The organism is Solirubrobacter soli DSM 22325 (genome assembly GCF_000423665.1).
GTDB classification, from domain to species: Bacteria; Actinomycetota; Thermoleophilia; order Solirubrobacterales; family Solirubrobacteraceae; genus Solirubrobacter; species Solirubrobacter soli.
In genome coordinates, this window is record NZ_KE384074.1 from 237,543 (window position 1) to 252,607 (window position 15,065).

15 protein-coding genes are annotated in these 15,065 nt (G+C 73.5%); 7 read left to right on the top strand and 8 right to left on the bottom strand.

The annotated features are described in order from the left end of the window. Positions 1-27: 27 nt before the first annotated feature. The 4 genes from G569_RS0143605 to G569_RS56710 all read left to right on the top strand — a co-directional run bounded on the left by G569_RS0143605 (position 28) and on the right by G569_RS56710 (position 3,642). A complete protein-coding gene (locus tag G569_RS0143605) occupies positions 28-606 on the top strand; it encodes a hypothetical protein (RefSeq protein ID WP_157592722.1) in 579 nt (192 codons plus the stop codon). Continuing rightward, on the top strand, positions 607-1,503 hold the full coding sequence (locus G569_RS0143610) for an ABC transporter permease subunit (RefSeq protein WP_028068076.1): 897 nt from the start codon (positions 607-609) through the stop codon (positions 1,501-1,503). Further along, entirely contained in the window at positions 1,500-2,915 is a 1,416-nt protein-coding gene (locus G569_RS0143615) for an ABC transporter permease subunit (protein WP_028068077.1), read from the top strand. The genes G569_RS0143610 and G569_RS0143615 overlap by 4 nt, the downstream gene beginning before the upstream one ends. Positions 2,916-3,069: 154 nt before the next feature. Next, the gene (locus tag G569_RS56710) at positions 3,070-3,642 is read left to right on the top strand and encodes an ATP-binding cassette domain-containing protein (protein ID WP_053227869.1); all 573 of its coding nucleotides are present in this window, start codon (positions 3,070-3,072) and stop codon (positions 3,640-3,642) included. Here the strand turns inward: G569_RS56710 and G569_RS56715 are convergent. Beyond that, positions 3,617-6,409: an exo-alpha-sialidase gene (locus G569_RS56715; RefSeq protein WP_157592723.1), complete on the bottom strand. Its 2,793-nt coding sequence runs from the start codon at positions 6,407-6,409 to the stop codon at positions 3,617-3,619. The genes G569_RS56710 and G569_RS56715 overlap by 26 nt on opposite strands. Positions 6,410-6,489: 80 nt before the next feature. On the opposite strand from G569_RS56715, the gene G569_RS56720 reads away from it, so the two are divergent. Beyond that, a complete protein-coding gene (locus G569_RS56720) occupies positions 6,490-6,852 on the top strand; it encodes a VOC family protein (protein WP_157592724.1) in 363 nt (120 codons plus the stop codon). A gap of 172 nt (positions 6,853-7,024) precedes the next feature. On the opposite strand, the gene G569_RS0143640 is transcribed toward G569_RS56720, so the two are convergent. Next, a complete protein-coding gene (locus G569_RS0143640; RefSeq protein WP_028068078.1) occupies positions 7,025-8,014 on the bottom strand; it encodes a PucR family transcriptional regulator in 990 nt (329 codons plus the stop codon). Positions 8,015-8,062: 48 nt separating this feature from the next. Here G569_RS0143640 and G569_RS63595 point away from each other — a divergent pair, with 48 nt between their 5' ends. After that, a complete protein-coding gene (locus tag G569_RS63595; protein ID WP_028068079.1) occupies positions 8,063-8,506 on the top strand; it encodes a cupin domain-containing protein in 444 nt (147 codons plus the stop codon). Here G569_RS63595 and G569_RS0143650 read toward each other — a convergent pair. The 6 genes from G569_RS0143650 to G569_RS0143675 all read right to left on the bottom strand — a co-directional run bounded on the left by G569_RS0143650 (position 8,503) and on the right by G569_RS0143675 (position 14,291). Next, a complete protein-coding gene (locus tag G569_RS0143650; protein ID WP_037503527.1) occupies positions 8,503-9,942 on the bottom strand; it encodes a sialidase family protein in 1,440 nt (479 codons plus the stop codon). The two genes, G569_RS63595 and G569_RS0143650, sit on opposite strands and share 4 nt — an antisense overlap. An 86-nt stretch (positions 9,943-10,028) precedes the next feature. Continuing rightward, the gene (locus G569_RS0143655) at positions 10,029-11,051 is read right to left on the bottom strand and encodes a zinc-dependent alcohol dehydrogenase (RefSeq protein ID WP_028068081.1); all 1,023 of its coding nucleotides are present in this window, start codon (positions 11,049-11,051) and stop codon (positions 10,029-10,031) included. Then, positions 11,048-12,016: an alcohol dehydrogenase catalytic domain-containing protein gene (locus G569_RS56725; RefSeq protein WP_053227871.1), complete on the bottom strand. Its 969-nt coding sequence runs from the start codon at positions 12,014-12,016 to the stop codon at positions 11,048-11,050. Before G569_RS56725 ends, G569_RS0143655 begins: the two co-directional genes overlap by 4 nt. Beyond that, a complete protein-coding gene (mtnA, locus tag G569_RS0143665) occupies positions 12,013-12,957 on the bottom strand; it encodes an S-methyl-5-thioribose-1-phosphate isomerase (RefSeq protein WP_028068082.1) in 945 nt (314 codons plus the stop codon). Before mtnA ends, G569_RS56725 begins: the two co-directional genes overlap by 4 nt. 10 nt (positions 12,958-12,967) lie before the next feature. Continuing rightward, positions 12,968-13,468, bottom strand: a complete 501-nt coding sequence (locus G569_RS0143670; RefSeq protein WP_028068083.1) for an OsmC family protein — start codon at positions 13,466-13,468, stop codon at positions 12,968-12,970. A gap of 52 nt (positions 13,469-13,520) precedes the next feature. Further along, complete coding sequence (locus G569_RS0143675; protein WP_028068084.1) at positions 13,521-14,291, bottom strand: VOC family protein; 771 nt, start codon at positions 14,289-14,291, stop codon at positions 13,521-13,523. 26 nt (positions 14,292-14,317) lie between these two features. Here G569_RS0143675 and G569_RS0143680 point away from each other — a divergent pair, with 26 nt between their 5' ends. Continuing rightward, complete coding sequence (locus G569_RS0143680) at positions 14,318-15,061, top strand: SDR family NAD(P)-dependent oxidoreductase (RefSeq protein WP_211233270.1); 744 nt, start codon at positions 14,318-14,320, stop codon at positions 15,059-15,061. Positions 15,062-15,065 lie beyond the last annotated feature (4 nt).

Consider the following 15,065-nt stretch of genomic DNA (forward strand, 5'->3'; position numbering starts at 1 on the left):
AAACCCGGGTCCTGGAGGGGTTCCCACATGATTGTTCGTCCTGGCGCGTTGCCCGCATTGCTGTTCGCTGTTCTCACCCTGCTCGTCGCCGGCTGCGGAGGTGATGACGAGAAGACCGCCTCAGCGACGCCCGCCGCGACCGAGACGCCGGCGTCGACGTCCACGCCGGAGTCCGAGGCCGAGACCGAGGAGGCCGAGGGCGAGGACGGCGACTCCGAGGCGGAGCGTGAGCGCGAGGAGCAGGAGGCCGAGGGCGCCAGCAGCAAGGACTGTGCCGAGGCCGGCGACCTCGACGGCGATCCGAAGGTCAAGCCGCCCGCCGATCTCTCCGTCCCAGCGTACGCGCACGTCTACAAGTCCGAGGGCCCGTTCGGCAAGACGACGCGCTTCTACGCCGTGCTCGACGGCACGCCCGACGATCTCGCGTCGCGGCGGGATGACGCCCAGAACGAGCTCGTCCAGAACCAGAGCTACCAGTCGCTGAGCACCGACCAGGAAGAGGGGGCCGAGGCCGAGGCGCACCTGAAGGGCCCGGAGCACACGGTGGACATCCAGGTCGCTCCGCTCTGCGAGGGCAAGATCCGGATCCGCTACACGGTCTCGTAGTTGAGCGGGCCGGTCGCGGTCCAGGCGCTCGTGACCGGTCTGGCCACGGGCGCCGCCTACGGGCTGATCGCGCTCGGCTTCGCGCTGGTCCAGCGGCTCACGGGCGTCCTGGCGCTCGCGCACGGCGACGTCGTCATCGGCGCCGTGTTCGTCGCCGTGCTGGCCGTGATCGGGACGACCCCGGTCGCGACGTCGCTCGGCGTCGGGTCGGTCGTCGCGCTGGCCGTGGTCGCGCTGGTCGCCGGCGCGCTGCTGTCGATGGCGATGTATGTGGTGGCGGTGCGGCCGTTCCGCGGTGACGTCCTCGGCTGGGTGGCGGGCGGTCTGGCCGCGGGGCTGCTCGTGCGCGAGTTGGTCGCGCTGCCGTTCGCGCAGCAGGCGTACGCGCTGCCGGACCCGCTGGGGTCGCCGGGAACGATCGCGCTCGGCGGCGGCGTCACCGTGCCGGTGCGCGCGCTCGAGGTGCTCGCGCTGGGCGTCGCCGTGGGCGTGGCGATCGAGCGCACCCTCGCGCTCACGGGCGCGGGCGCGGTCATGCGCGCGGTCGCCGACGACGCCCGCGCGGCGGCCCTGCTCGGCGTTCCCACGGAGCGGGTGGTGCTCGTCGCGTTCGCGCTGGCGGGCGCGCTGGCCGGCTTCGCGGGGCTCCTGATCGCCCCGCAGGCGCCGATCGGCCTCCAGGACGGGGTCCTGCTGGGCCTGAAGGGCATGACGGCCGCGCTGCTCTTCCGCCTCGGCTCGCTCCGGCTCGCTCTGGCCGGCGGGCTCGTCGTCGGCGCGGTCGAGGGGCTGATCCTGGCGTGGCCGGGCCTCGGCGCCCGCTGGGCGGACACGGCCGTGCTCGCCGCGCTCGTGCTGCTGGCGGCGACGAAGCCGCGCGGGCTCCTGGAGCGATGACCGAGCTCGCCCGCGACCTCTACCTCCTCGTCGCCGTGTTCGGGCTCGCGCCGGCGGTGCGGCTTGCGGGGTTGCCTGTGCTGGCGGCGAGCGCGTTCGCGGCTGTCGGCGGGGTCGGGGCGTTGCAGCTCGAGCGGGCGGGGTTGCCGATCGGCGGCGCCGTGCTGCTCGCGGTCGTTCTCGGCGCCGTCGCCGGCGCGGCGACCGGGGCGCTGGTGGCGCGGGCCGAGCCGGCGTTCGTCGCGCTCACGACGTGGGCGCTGGCCTGGCTGGCGTACGTCGTGCTGCTCGGGTTCCCATCGTTGTCGGGCGGCGGCGAAGGGCTGACGCGCCCCGCGCTGGACACGGTCGAGACGCCGCTCGGGTTGACACTGACGCTGACGCCGCGGGTGCACGTCATCGCGGCGGCGATCCTCTGCGTCCTCGCATACGGCGCAAGCGTGCGGTTCGGCCGGTCGCCGGCAGGGCTCGGCGCGCTCGCCGGCCGGGACGACGCGCAGCTCGCGCGCTCGCTGGGGATCGAGGCACGGCGGGTCGAGGCGCTCGCGCTCGCGGGCGCCTGCGCGGCCGCGGCGGGCGCGGGCGTCGCCGTGCTGCTCGGCGTGGCCGCCCCGGCGGACGTCTCGCCGCTGCTCGCGCTCCAGCTCTTCGCCGCGGCCCTCGCGGCGACCCGCAACCCGCTGCTGGGCATCGCCGTGATCGTCGCCCTCCCCCACCTCCCCGACTGGCTGACCGCGCTGGTCCTGCTCGCCGCCGCGGTGGCCCGCGCCCAGCGTTCCTCGCCGCCGGGCGTCATGGAACCCGGCGTCGCGCCGCTCCCGTCGACGCGTGGCGAGCTGAAGGTCCGCGACCTGCACGTGACCCTCGGCGGCCGCGAGATCCTCCGCGGCCTCGACCTCGACCTGCGCGCCGGCGAGATCCACGCGCTGATCGGCCCGAACGGCAGCGGCAAGACCACCGCGATCGGCGCCCTCGGCGTGGCCCGGACGTTCCAGCGCGATGCCGGCTTCGCCGCCCTGACCCCGCTGCAACAGCTCTCGCTGCTGGACGAGGACCGTGCCGTCACCTATCTGAAGTTGGTGGGACTCGATGACCGACGGGACCTGGAGCCGGCGGAGCGGCGACTGCTCGCGGTCGCGCTGGCGGCGGCGACAGGCGAGGGCGTGCTCGCGTTCGACGAGCCCGCCGCCGGGCTGACGAACGCCCAGCGCGAGACGTTGACGAGCGCGTTGCGCAAGCTCGCCGACAGCGGTCGCGCGATCCTCGTCGTCGAGCACGACCTGCGGCTCGTCTCGGCACTCGCGGACGTCGTCACCGTGCTCGACGAGGGCGGCGCGATCGCGCACGGCACGCCCGCCGAGGTGATCGCCGACGCGACGGTGCAACGCGTGTACCTGGGGGCCGCGGCGTGACGCGCGGGGGCGGCGCCGTCCCGGCGGGGCCTGGCGCGACGCGCGCGGGCGGCGCGGTGCCGGCCGGGCCCCGCGCGACGCGCGCGGGCGGCGCGATGCCGGCGGAGCCCCGCGCGACGCGCGGGGGCGGCGGGGTGCCGGCGGAGGCGCGCGCGTGATCGCGGTCGCGCCGGGCGAGCTCCTCGCGGTCGTCGGGCACGACGGCGCGCCGGTGCGCGCCGCCTCGCGTGTCGCCGCCGCGTACCGCGAGCGGCTCGGGCACGTACCCGCCGGGCGGCCGGTCTTCCCGTCGCTGACCGTCGCGGAGAACCTCGCGGTGGGCGCCTATCGCGACCGGCGCGACAAGGCCGCGGTCCAGGAGCGTCTCGCGCGCGTGCGCGAGCGCTTCCCGCGACTCGCCGAGCGCGAGGCGCAGCAGGCGGGGACGCTGTCGGGCGGCGAGCAGCAGCTGCTGGTGATCGCGCGGGCGCTGATGGGCGCGCCGGACCTGCTGATCCTCGAGGAGCCGAGCGCCGGGCTCGCGCCGCCGGCGGTGCAGGCGGTCGCCGCTGCCCTCGAAGGACTGACCGTGCTGATCGCGGACGAGCAGCTCGCGCTCGCCCGCCACGCCCACCGGATCGTGCTCGTCCAAGACGACGAGGTCGTGCTCGACGCACCGCGCGCCCAGGCGCTCGCGGACGAGCGCCTGGGCGTCGGCTACATCACGGGTTCGTCGTCGAGAGCGTGAACGTCAGCGTCTTCGAGTAGCTGCCGGTCCGCAGCGCGTCGGTGGCGCCGATGTGCTGCTTGAACGAGATCGTCACCGGGTCGTGCGACACCGGCGCGGTCCACGCCGACTTCGAGAACGCGACCTCGAGCGGGGACGGGAGCGCGAACGTCCCGTTCATCAGGTGGCCGGGATCGCTCACGGAGAGCGTCGCGTCGCCCGCCGTCGAGACGACGTCGGCGGTCGTCGACGCCGTGTAGTCCTTGTCGACCCCAGGCGTGAACGCCCCGAAGGACGCGCCCGGAGCGACCGTCAGCCCGAGCGTCGCCGGCACCGCCCCGCCGGTCCCGCCGCCGTCGGTCGCGTCGACCGAGAGCGGCAGCTTCCAGACGCTGCGGCCGAACGTCGCCGCGAACAGGTACTTGCCGTCGCCGCTCAGCTTCACGTCGAGCACCGGCACGGTCGGCAGCCCGATGCTGACCTTGTACCAGGCCACGTCGCCGTCCTTGTGGTCGAAGACGCCGACGTCGGTGGCCGCGAACAGCACGTCGTGCGCGGCGTCGTAGGTGATCATCTCGACCGGCCCGTTCGGCAGGTTCTGCGAGATGTTCGCCCACGTCGCGCCGCCGTCGTGGGACTCGTAGACGTTGGCCGCATCGCTTCCCTCGCGGTAGCCCGAGAACGCGGCGTAGACGTGGTTGGCGTCGGCCGGGTCGACGACGATCGCGTTCACCCAGCGCTCCGGCACCCCGGTCAGGCGCGTCCAGGTCGCGCCCGCGTCCGTCGTCTTCCACACGCGGCCGGTGTCGGTGCCGACGTAGAGCGTCTGCGCGTACGGGACCGTGCCGGCCGACTTCGCGGGCGCGATCGACGTGATCGTCGCGTACTCGTTCGCGTAGAACGGCCCGAGGTCGTTCTCGTCGGGCGGCACCGGGCCGGGCAGCGAGTTCGCGTCGTCGGCGGGCGAGATCATCGTGAACGCGCCGCCGCGGTTGACCGAGCGCCCGAGCACGGTTCCGCCGAGGTAGATCACGGCGTCGTTGTTCGGGTCGACGACGATCGGCGTGTCGGTCGTCCAGCGCTGGTTCGCCGGCCAGCCGTTGTTGGAGATCGTCAGCGACTGGGTCGCCGTCGCGGTGTCGTGGAACCCGCCGCACGAGTGCCGCGGCGGCGAGGGCTGGAAGCACTCGTAGTAGTAGCTCTGGTCGACGGGGTCGATCACGTTCCAGTGCCCGTCACCGCCGCCGTACGAGTTCCAGTTCGTCAGCGCCGGGTCGGTCGGCGACGGCGCCGCGGCCGTCCACGTCCGGACCGAGCCGTTGTCCTGCAGACCCGTCGTCAGCCGCTGCGAGTTCTGCTGCGAGATCGCGAGGTGGTAGCTCTGGTTCCACGGCTCGTTGGTCGCCTTCACCCACGAGCCGTTCACGCCGTTGGCGTCAGAGCGGTACATGCCGCCGTCGTTGCCGAGGTAGACGCGGCCCGGCTGGTGCGGGTCCCAGTCCATCCCGTGCTGGTCGGAGTGCGGGGCGTTGATCGCCGTCCACGTCTTGCCGCCGTCCGTCGACGTCCGCAGCGCGACGTCCGCGTTGAAGATGTGGTTCTTGTCCAGCGGGTCGACCCACAGGCGCCCGAACCACCACTGGTAGCCGGAGGACGACTGGTAGGCGCGGCCGCCGACATGGAAGCTGTCGCCGCCGTCGTCGGAGTAGTAGAAGCCCTTGTCCGGCCCGTACGGGGAGCCGGAGACGACGTAGATGCGGCTCGGGTCTGACGGCGCGATCGTCACGCCGATCCGCCCGAGGCTCGCGTCCTGCTTGAGCCCGGTCTGCGTCTGGTCGTACGCCGGCAGCGGATCGACGATGTTCTGCAGGCGCTCCCAGGTGTCGCCGCCGTCCTTTGACCGGAACAGCCCGGAGCCGACGCCGCCGTACACGCGCGCGCCGTTGTTGCGCTTGTGGTCCCACATCGCCGCGTAGACGATCTTCGGGTTCTGCGGGTTGATCGCGACGTCGATGGCGCCGGTCGTGTCGGTGGTCGGCGCGAGCACGAGCTGCCAGCTCTTGCCGCCGTCGGTCGTGCGGTACAGGCCGCGCTGCGCGGCGGAGCGGGCGACGTGGCCCGCGGCGGCCGCGAAGACCGTGTCCGGGTTGGACGGATCGATCGCGATCCGACCGATCGAGGCGGATTCGCGCAGGCCCACGTTGGTCCAGTGCGCGCCGCCGTCGGTCGACTTGTAGACGCCGTCGCCGAAGTAGGTCAGGCCGCCGCCGGGCGGGTTCGCCTCACCGGTGCCCGCCCACAGCGTGCCGTTCGCGTCCTGCGCCAGCGCGCCCATCGTCTGGGTCTGGTCGTTGGGCCACACGGGCGTCCAGTTCGCGCCCGCGTCGGCGCTGTGCCACACGCCGCCGCCCGAGACCGCCGCGTAGACGCCGTTGGCGTTGATCTTGTCCGCCTGGACGTCGACCACGCGCCCGCCCACGTTGTACGGCCCGAGCTGCTGCCACGCGAGCCCCGTCGCCGCCGCCGGCACGTCCGCCGCCTGCGCCTGGGCCTGCTTGACCTGCGCTTCGCTCACCGGACTCGCCGAGCTCTGCTTGAGGTCCAGGTACTCATCCGGGTCGGGCTGGCCGGCCGCGATCGACTCGACTTCGGGCGGCACCACCAACCCGGCGACGCCCGTGGCGGCGTCGTGGGTCGTCGACCGCGTGAACGCGACCACGTTCAGCAGGGCGAGCGCACCCAGCGCGAGCACCAGCATCCGCAGCTTCGACCGTCTCTTGCTACGCAAAACGAACCCCCTCGTTTTAGGCCGCCGCTGATCTTCCATAAGCCGGATGAGAGGACGAGGGATGTACCGTCCGGTTGACGATGCTCCAACACGTCACGCTCGAGGTCACGCCCGCCCAGGTCCGCGCCTGCGTCGCCTTCTGGGAACTGCTCGGCTTCACCGAGATGGAGCCGCCGCCGATGCTGCGCGACCGGTTCACGTGGGTCGAGCGCGAGGGCACGCAGATCCATCTCGTCCCGGTGGACGACCCGATCGCGGCGCGGGAGGGCCACGTCGCCGTGATCGCCGACGACTACGAGGCGACGCTCGAGCGCCTCGCGGCGAACGGCTTCACGGTGCGCGAGGGCTCCAACGCGTGGAACGCGCCGCGCGTCTTCACCACCGACCCGGGCGGGCACCGCATCGAGGTCATGTCCAAGCCCCCGCACCCACGCTCCTGGTGAGGGGTCAGCGCCCGCGTGGCCGAGTCGGTCAATGACGAGGGGTCAGCTCGTTCTTCGGGAAAGCCGTTCGCAGTAGGCGGGGACGGGTTTGGTTCGGCACGCGGGCGCACCACGTACCTTTCCTCGGATCGACCACGTCCAAACGGTCGACGCATTCGGGGGCGCCAAAACGTCATCTCGCGGACAGTCTGGTCGCCGCGCGCTGGATGTCGAGGGCCTGGAGACCGAGCGCGAGCTGCGCTTGGCCGAGCGGTGTGAGCGGGTCGTGGCCGGTCAGCGCGCGCACGCGATCCAGGCGGCTGGCGACCGTGTGGCGGTGCGCGTAGATCGTCGCCGCGGTCGCGTTCATGTTCGCGCCGTGGGCGAGGTACGCGCGCACGGTCTCGCTCAGCTCGCCCGCAGGGCCGATGGTCGAGTCGACCAGCGCCTGCCGCGCCGCCGCGTCGCTGGCCAGCAGGAGCCGCTGGCTGCCGCGCAGCAGGTCGTCGAGGTCGGCGTCCAGCTCCGCCGAGAGCTCGGCGACGTGCAGTGCGCGGCCGAGCGCGGCGGGATCGGGCTCGAACGGCGACAAGCCCGTGGTCCCCAGCCGGCGCGCGAGCCGTCGCGCGGCAGGGTCGTCGCCGGGCAGCAGCGCCTCGACCCGATCGCCTCGCGGCGCGGCCAGCGCGCCCGGGAAGTCCTGGGCGATCGTGGCCAGGATTCGCTCGTTGTGGCCGCGTGCGCTGAGCGCGCTCGCGCCGTGCGAGAGGTCGGCGCCGAGCCGGCGTGCGCGGGCGACGATCTCGGTCGCGGGCAGCTGGGCGCGCAGGTCGTCGAGGAAGTCGGCGGTCGCCCGGCGCTGGGTGATGTTGGCGTCGCGCAGCGTGACCGCCGTCAGCGCGGCGATCGCCGCCAGCTCGAGCACGTCGTGGTCGGCCTCGGCGTCGTAGAGCGCGACGTGCCCGAGCACCTCCTCGCCCGAGCGCACCGGGACCTCGGCGCTGCGCCGCCGGCCGCGCTCGCCCGCGGTGAGGTCGCCGAGCACGATCTTGACGGGCCCGCCGAGATGCTCGGCCGCGATCGCGGCGACCGGCTCGACGCCGCCGCCCGCGAGCACGGCGTCGATCATCTCGAGGTGGATCTTCCTTACGTCGGCGACCGCGCGGTCGGCGAGCGCGGACATGAAGGCTCCGATGGCATGGATCGAAACCTATCAAACAGGATCAGGTTTATGACATATTTCCCGTTCGACCCGGCCGCGTTCCGGTGGGAAGGCGTGGCCGACCGCGCGTACAAGGACGACCCCGGGACGGGGCGCGGCATGGCGTGGCGCGGCGTCTCGCGCACCACGCTCGCCCGCAGGTCGTTCGAGGTGCGCTACTTCGAGATCGCGCCCGGCGGGTTCTCCTCGCTGGAGCGCCACGCGCACGAGCACGCGGTCGTCTGCGTGCGCGGTGCCGGTCGCGCGCTCGTCGGCGCCGAGGTCCATGCGCTGCGGCCGTTCGACCTCGTCCGCAGCGGACCGTGGCAGCCGCACCGGTGGGTGAACGCGGGCGACGAGCCGTTCGGCTTCCTGTGCACGGTCGACTCCGACCGCGACCGGCCGACACAGGTGAGCGATGAGGAGTGGACGGCGCTGCTCGCGAACCCGCTCACAGCGCCGTACGTGTACTAGTCGCCGCGCACGGCCGCCTGGGCCGCGCCGACGCCCTGGCCGTTGGCCGCGCCCTCGGTCGTCGCCGCGCGGGTGGCGGCGGTGGTCACCGGCAGCGGCGTGCTCGGCGCCCACATGCCCTCGTCGAAGACGGTCCCGGTGTGCGGCTTGCCGATCGCGAAGACCGTGGCCGCCGTGCCCACCCCGTTGAACGACGTCGAGATGTAGTCGCCGACCATCGGGCCCTGCGACGTGTCGGCGATGTCCGTCAGGGACATCGGGCCGGCGAGGGTCGTCGGCGCGCCCCAGTGCGCTCCGCCGTCGGGCGAGGAAGTGAAGCCGACGTCCATCTGGCACGTCGCCTCGGTGCAGGCGGCGTTGCGGTACGAGTAGTACGTCAGCGCCAGGCGTCCCGTCGTGGCGGGGTCGACCGCGAGACCGGGGATGAAGTGGTCCGCCCCGCTGCCCACGTCGTCGATCGGGATCCGGCTGACCGCTCTCCAGTCGAGGCCGTCGGCCGAGCTCGAGAGGACGATGTCATTGGCGGTGCAGCGCGGCTGGAAGCGGCAGTCCTCCCACGCGACGTAGGTGCGCCCGGCGGCGTCGATCTCGGCACTCGGCAGCGGGCTCGTCCGCAGGTCGCCGGCCACCGGGTGGAAGTTGATCTTCGAGATGATCGTCTCCTTCGTCCAACTGGCGCCGCCGTCGGTGGAGCGGAAGGCGGAGATCGTGCCCTTCAGGCTCTCGAACGGCACGACGACCGTCCCGTCCGGGCGGACGACCGGCTGGCCGCCGAGGCCCTTGGGCTTGCCCTGGGGCGAGACCGGAACGCTCCACGTGGCGCCGCCGTCTCTCGACGTGCTCATGTACTCGAGGTCGCCCTCGCCGAAGCTGTCGAACTCCGTGTAGCAGTTGCCGTAGAAGGGGCTCGCGGCGTGGTTGTCGCACACGGTCCAGTTCTTGTCGAGGTCGACCTTCTTCGAGGTCGGTGGGATCGACACGGGCGGCCCGAACGTGGCGCCGTTGTCGGTCGAGCGGTTGACGAAGATCGTCGGCACGGCGGTGTTCGGCAGGAGCGGGATCGAGGAGATCAGCCACGTGGCGTGCTTGGCGTCGTAGGCGACGCTCGCGTCGCTGACGCGCTCGTACGGGACCGCCGCCCCGGAGCTGAACGTCATCCCGGGCAGGAAGCCCGGCGCGCCCCAGGTCGCGCCGCCGTTCAGCGAGCGCGAGAACCCGACGTCCGTGGCGCCGCCGTCGAAGAAGCGGCCCACCTGGTAGGCGGCCACGACGGTCTGGCCGAAGGCGAACGTGTCGGGCTCGACCTCGGTCGCGTGCTGGCTCGTCGCGTTGGTGAACGGGTCCGCGCTGACGCGCGTGAGCGGGACGTTCGCCGACGCCGGGGAGGCGGCGGCGAGCAGAGCGGCCGCCACCGCGGCCACGGCTGTGATGGTCATTCCCGGCGCTCTACTCCTGCCCCCCGCGATGAGCACGTCATGAGCGTGGGCGACCGCGACGGCGCGCGGTTCGTCGCACGGCCTCATTAGTGCGTGTCAATACCGGGCGACACCGCGTACTTCATGGGCTGCGGGTCGTGCAGGCGGCCGGCGAGTGCCGCCGGAAGCTGCTCGAGCGTGATCGTCGGGCCGAGCAGCTCGCCCCAGGGGTGCCTTCGCGCCGCGAGCGTCTCCAGAGCGCGGGCGATGTAGCGCGGCGCGTGGTGATACGTGCCGGTGAGCGTGACCTCCTCGTAGTGCACGCGCGCCGTGGGCACGGTGAACGTGCTGTCGCGGGCGCAGCCGCCGAACAGGCTCACCGTGCCCCCGGGCTCGGCCATCTGGACGGCGAGCTCCCACGCCTCCGGACGTCCGATCGCCTCGATGACGAGGTCGGGGCGGTGCTCGCGCGCGGCGGCGACGTCCGCCGGTCCGCGCGTGGCGACGATCGTGTGCGCGGCGCCGAAGCGCGCGGCCGCTTCGAGCCGCTCGCGGTGCGGGTCGAGCACGACCGGCTGACCGCCGCGGTCGGCGACCAGCGCCGTCAGCATCAGCCCGAGCGAGCCGGCGCCGAGGATCGCCACGGGACCGTCAACGGTGAGACCGTCCAGCGCGTGGACCGCGCAGGCCAGGGGCTCGGCGAGCGGGGCGAGCGCGAGCGGTACGCCGTCCGGCAGCGGGTGCAGGTTCTTGGCGACGACACGCGCCGGGACGAGCAGCTTCTCGGCGAACCCGCCGAGCACGTAGAGCAGGTCCTCGCACAGGCTCTCGCGGCCTCGCGCGCACTGCCGGCAGGCGCCGCAGGGCGCGGAGTTGGCGCAGAAGACGACGTCACCGGGCCGGACGTTGGTCACGCCGTCGCCAACGCTCTCGATCGTGCCCGCGAACTCGTGCCCGAGCCGCGCCGGGTATGGACCGAGCGAGGGGTGCCCGCGCTTGACGGACTTCACGTCGGTGCCGCAGCTCGCGGCGGCGCCGATCGCGAGGACGACCTCGCCGGGTCCGGCCGTCGGCTCCGGGACGTCCTCGATCCGCAGGTCGCCGGGCGCGTGCAGCAGCGCGGCCCTCACGGGGTGACGATCACCTTGATGCCCTCGCGGCTGCGTGCCATCTCGAGCGCCGCGGCGGTCTCCGCGAGCGGGAAGCGATGCGTGATCAGCGGCTGCGTGCGGACCTGGCCGGAGGCGATCAGCTCGAGCGCGGCGCGAGTGTCGCGCGGGCCGGCCGAGTAGCTCGCCTGGATCTCGAGCTCGTCGAAGAACAGCGCGTTGACGTCGAACTTTGCGTACTGCCCGAGCTTTCCGGGGGCGAAGAACTGGATCACCGCGCCCTTGTCCGCCGCGGAGAGCGCGAGATCCCAGGCGGCGGGCGCGCTGGTGGCGAGCATGACGACGGTCCGGTCCTGCGGGGCGTCCTCGGGCCCGACCGCGCGGGCACCGAGCGCGGTCGCGAGCTCACGGCGCGCGGGGAGCGGCTCCGCCACGGTCACGTCCGCGCCGCGGGCGAGCGCCGCCTGCGCGAGGAGCAGCCCCATCTGGCCGCCTCCCACCACGAGCAGGCGAGTGCCGGCGTCCACCCGCGCACGGTCCAGAGCGCGGACGCAGCAGGCGAGCGGCTCGATCAGCGTCGCGGCCTCGTCGCTCACCGCGTCCGGGAGCGGGAGCAGATCCAGCGCCGCGTTGAGCGCCGGCACGAGGATCAGCTCCGAGAAGCCGCCGGGCTCGATCCGCGTCGCCTTGAACTGCGCGCAGAGCGTCTCGTGGCCGCGCCGGCACGCGTCGCAGTCGCCGCAGGGGACGTGATGATGGATGAACACCCGCGTTCCCGCCGCGATGACATCCGACTCTACGACGACGCCCGCGGGCTCGTGCCCGAGCACCGCCGGCGCCTTCTGATCGACGTACCAGTCCAGGAGGTCGGAGCCGCAGATGCCGCACGCGCGCATCGCGACCAGCACCTCGCCCGGCCCGGGCCGCGGGACGGGGCGTTCCTCGATGCGCACCTCGCCGCCGCGGAGATAAACGGCCGCCCTCACAGCACGCCCGCGATAGCGGGGCCGAACGGCGGCCGCAGCACGCCGGCGTCGGTGATCAGGCCGGTGATGAGCTCCGCCGGGGTCACGTCGAAGGCAGGGTTCCAGACCGCCGTTCCCGCGTCGAGGCCGGCGATCGCGCGGACCTCCTCCCCGTCGCGCTGCTCGATCTCGATCTCCGCGCCGGTCGGGGTCGCCGGGTCGAGCGTCGAGCGCGGCCCGGCGACATAGAACGGCACGCCGTGGCGGTGGGCGGCGATCGCGAGCGAGTACGTGCCGATCTTGTTGGCGACGTCCCCGTTGGCGGCCACGCGGTCGCAGCCGACGATCACCGCGTCCACCGCCCCTCGCGCGAGCAGCGACGGCGCGGCGCCGTCGGGAAGCACGGTGACCGGCACGCCCGCCTCCCGCAGCTCCCACGCCGTCAGCCGCGCGCCTTGGAGCAGCGGTCGCGTCTCGCAGGCGAAGACCTCGATCGCCTCGCCCGCCTCGGCCTTCGCGTAGACCGGCGCGAGCGCGGTGCCGATCCCGGCGGTCGCGAGCCGCCCCGCGTTGCAGACCGTGAGCACCCGGGCGGCGCCGGCGAGCTCGGTGCGCCCGTGCTCGCCGATCGCGCGACACGCATCGACGTCCTCGGCGAGGATCGCGAGCGCCTCGGCGTGCCAGTCCGCGGACGCCAGCACCCGCTCGACCGCCCACCGGAGGTTGACCGCGGTCGGCCGTGCCGCCGCGATCCGCTCCGCCGCCGCCTGGTCCCCGTGCGTGAGCAGCACGCCGAGCGCGCCCGTCACCCCGATGGCGGGCGCGCCGCGAACGGCCAGGCGCTGGATGGCGTCGACGACGTCGTCGACGGTGCGCAACTCGATGACCCGCAGCTCGGCGGGCAACAGCGTCTGATCGATGATCTCGATCGCGTCGCCGGTCCACCTCAGGGTCGGTTGCACCCGGACATGGTTACGCGGGGACGGCCAGCCTGCGCTCCACGGGGGTCGCGTTGACGAAGAGGTCGAGCACCGGGCAGTGCGCGTCGACGGCGTCGGCCAGCTCGCGGTAGCGCTCCGGGCTTTCCGGGCCGGACGGCGTCACGTCGAGGCGGATGCCGGTGAAGCCCGCGCGGGTGCTGTCGTCGAGGCCGAAGAACCCGTGCAGGTCGAGGTCCCCCTCGACGGCGACCTCGAGCCCGTCGAGCGCGATGCCCAGCTTCGCCGCCCAGAACCGGTACGTGATCGCCTGGCACGACGCGAGCGAGGCCAGCGCGTACTCGACCGGGTTGGCGTTGCGGTCGGCGCCCGCCAGGACGTTCGGCTCGTCGACCTCGATCCGGTGGCCGCGGCTGGTGAGCGTGACGTGGGTCGGGCCGTCGAGCGCGCCCTGGGTGGAGAACACGACCCGGGCGCGCGCGCCGTCCTCGGCGATCGCGGCTTCGTTGGCCTCGATGGCTGCGGTGACCGACATGTGACCTCCTGCAAGGGGATGCGGGAGGTCAACGTATCAAAGCCGATCGGATTTACGCAATTACGAGTTGGCTGACCGAGAACACCGCGCCCTGCGGGTCCTGGATCACCGCGTTGCGGAAACCGGGCGTGTCGAACGGCGGGGCGATCAGCGTCCCGCCCTGCGCGGTCGCGGCCTCGGCGGTCAGGTCGACGTCGGAGACCTGGAGGTTGACGTTCCAGTGCGGCGGGACGCTGAGCTCGCGCGGGGCCATCACCGCGACGACGTCCTGCGGGATCGGCTGGCGCGAACGCCCGCCGACGTAGCCCGGCAGGCGGAAGAGCGTGGCGCCGCCGAACTCCTGGATCTCCCAGCCGAACAGGGCTTGGTAGAACGCCGCGGCCGCCTCGGGCTCGTGGGTGTGCAGCGAGCTCATCTGCCAGGTGCCGGGCTCGTTGATCAGCTGGGCGCCCTCACGGTCGACCGCCTCCCAGAGCGCGAACACGGCCTGCGTGGGATCGGCGATCACCGCGATCCGCCCTGCCGGCAGCACGTCGAACGGCGCGACCAGCACCGTCCCGCCGTCCTCGGTCGCCCGCTCGCTCGCCGCTTCGACGCTCTCGACGCGGATGTAGGTGTTCCACGACGGCATGGCCGACGTGAGGGTGCCGAGGCCGGCGACGTCGAGGCCGCGGATGCGGGCGACGCGATAGCCGTTCTCGGTCGGCTCCGTGAAGTCCCACCCGAACACGTCGCCGTAGAAGTCCTCGGCCGCGCCGGGATCGGGCACCAGGACGTCGGCCCAACACGGAACGCCGGCGGGGTACTCGTGTCGCTCGCTCATGGCTCGGCACGTTACGCTCGGCGGCGATGACGCGGGGCGAGGTCGGCGCGACGATGCCAGGCGGCGCTGCGGCCCGTTCGTTCGTCGTCACCGGCGGGGCGCGCGGGGTGGGCGCGGCGATTGCGGCGCGGCTCGCTGCCGAGGGGCGCGTGGTCGTCGTCGACCTGTCCGGTGGGGACGTCGTGGGCGACGCGGCCGACGACGCGGTGCTCGAGCGGGCGGTGGCGATGGCGAGCGATGGCGCCGTGTTGAGTGGGTGGGTCAACAACGCCGCGGTGTTCCGCGATGCCGCGCTGCACGACGTCCCGTCGCGCGACCTCGTGGCGCTGATCGCGGCCAACCTCGCACCGGCGGTCGCGGGCGCTCGGGCGGCGGTCCGGCGCTTCGTCGCCGACGGCACCGCGGGCGCGATCGTCAACGTCTCCTCCCACCAGGCGCAGCGCGCCGTGCCGGGCGCGCTCCCGTACGCCACGGCCAAGGCCGCGATCGAAGGCCTCACGCGGGCGCTGGCGGTCGACTACGGCCCGCGCGGGATCCGCACCAACGCCGTCGCGCTCGGCTCGATCGTCACCGAGCGCTACGACGCGTCCTTGGACGAAGCACTCGCGCGCGTGCACCCGCTCGGGCGGGCGGGCGCGGCGGAAGAGGTGGCCGAGGTCGTGGCGCACCTGCTCTCCCCCGCGGCGTCGTTCGTCAACGGCGCGGTCGTCCCGGTCGACGGCGGGCGGGCGGCGCTCGGGATCGACCCCGAGGCCAGGTCGGTTTCGTAAGAGC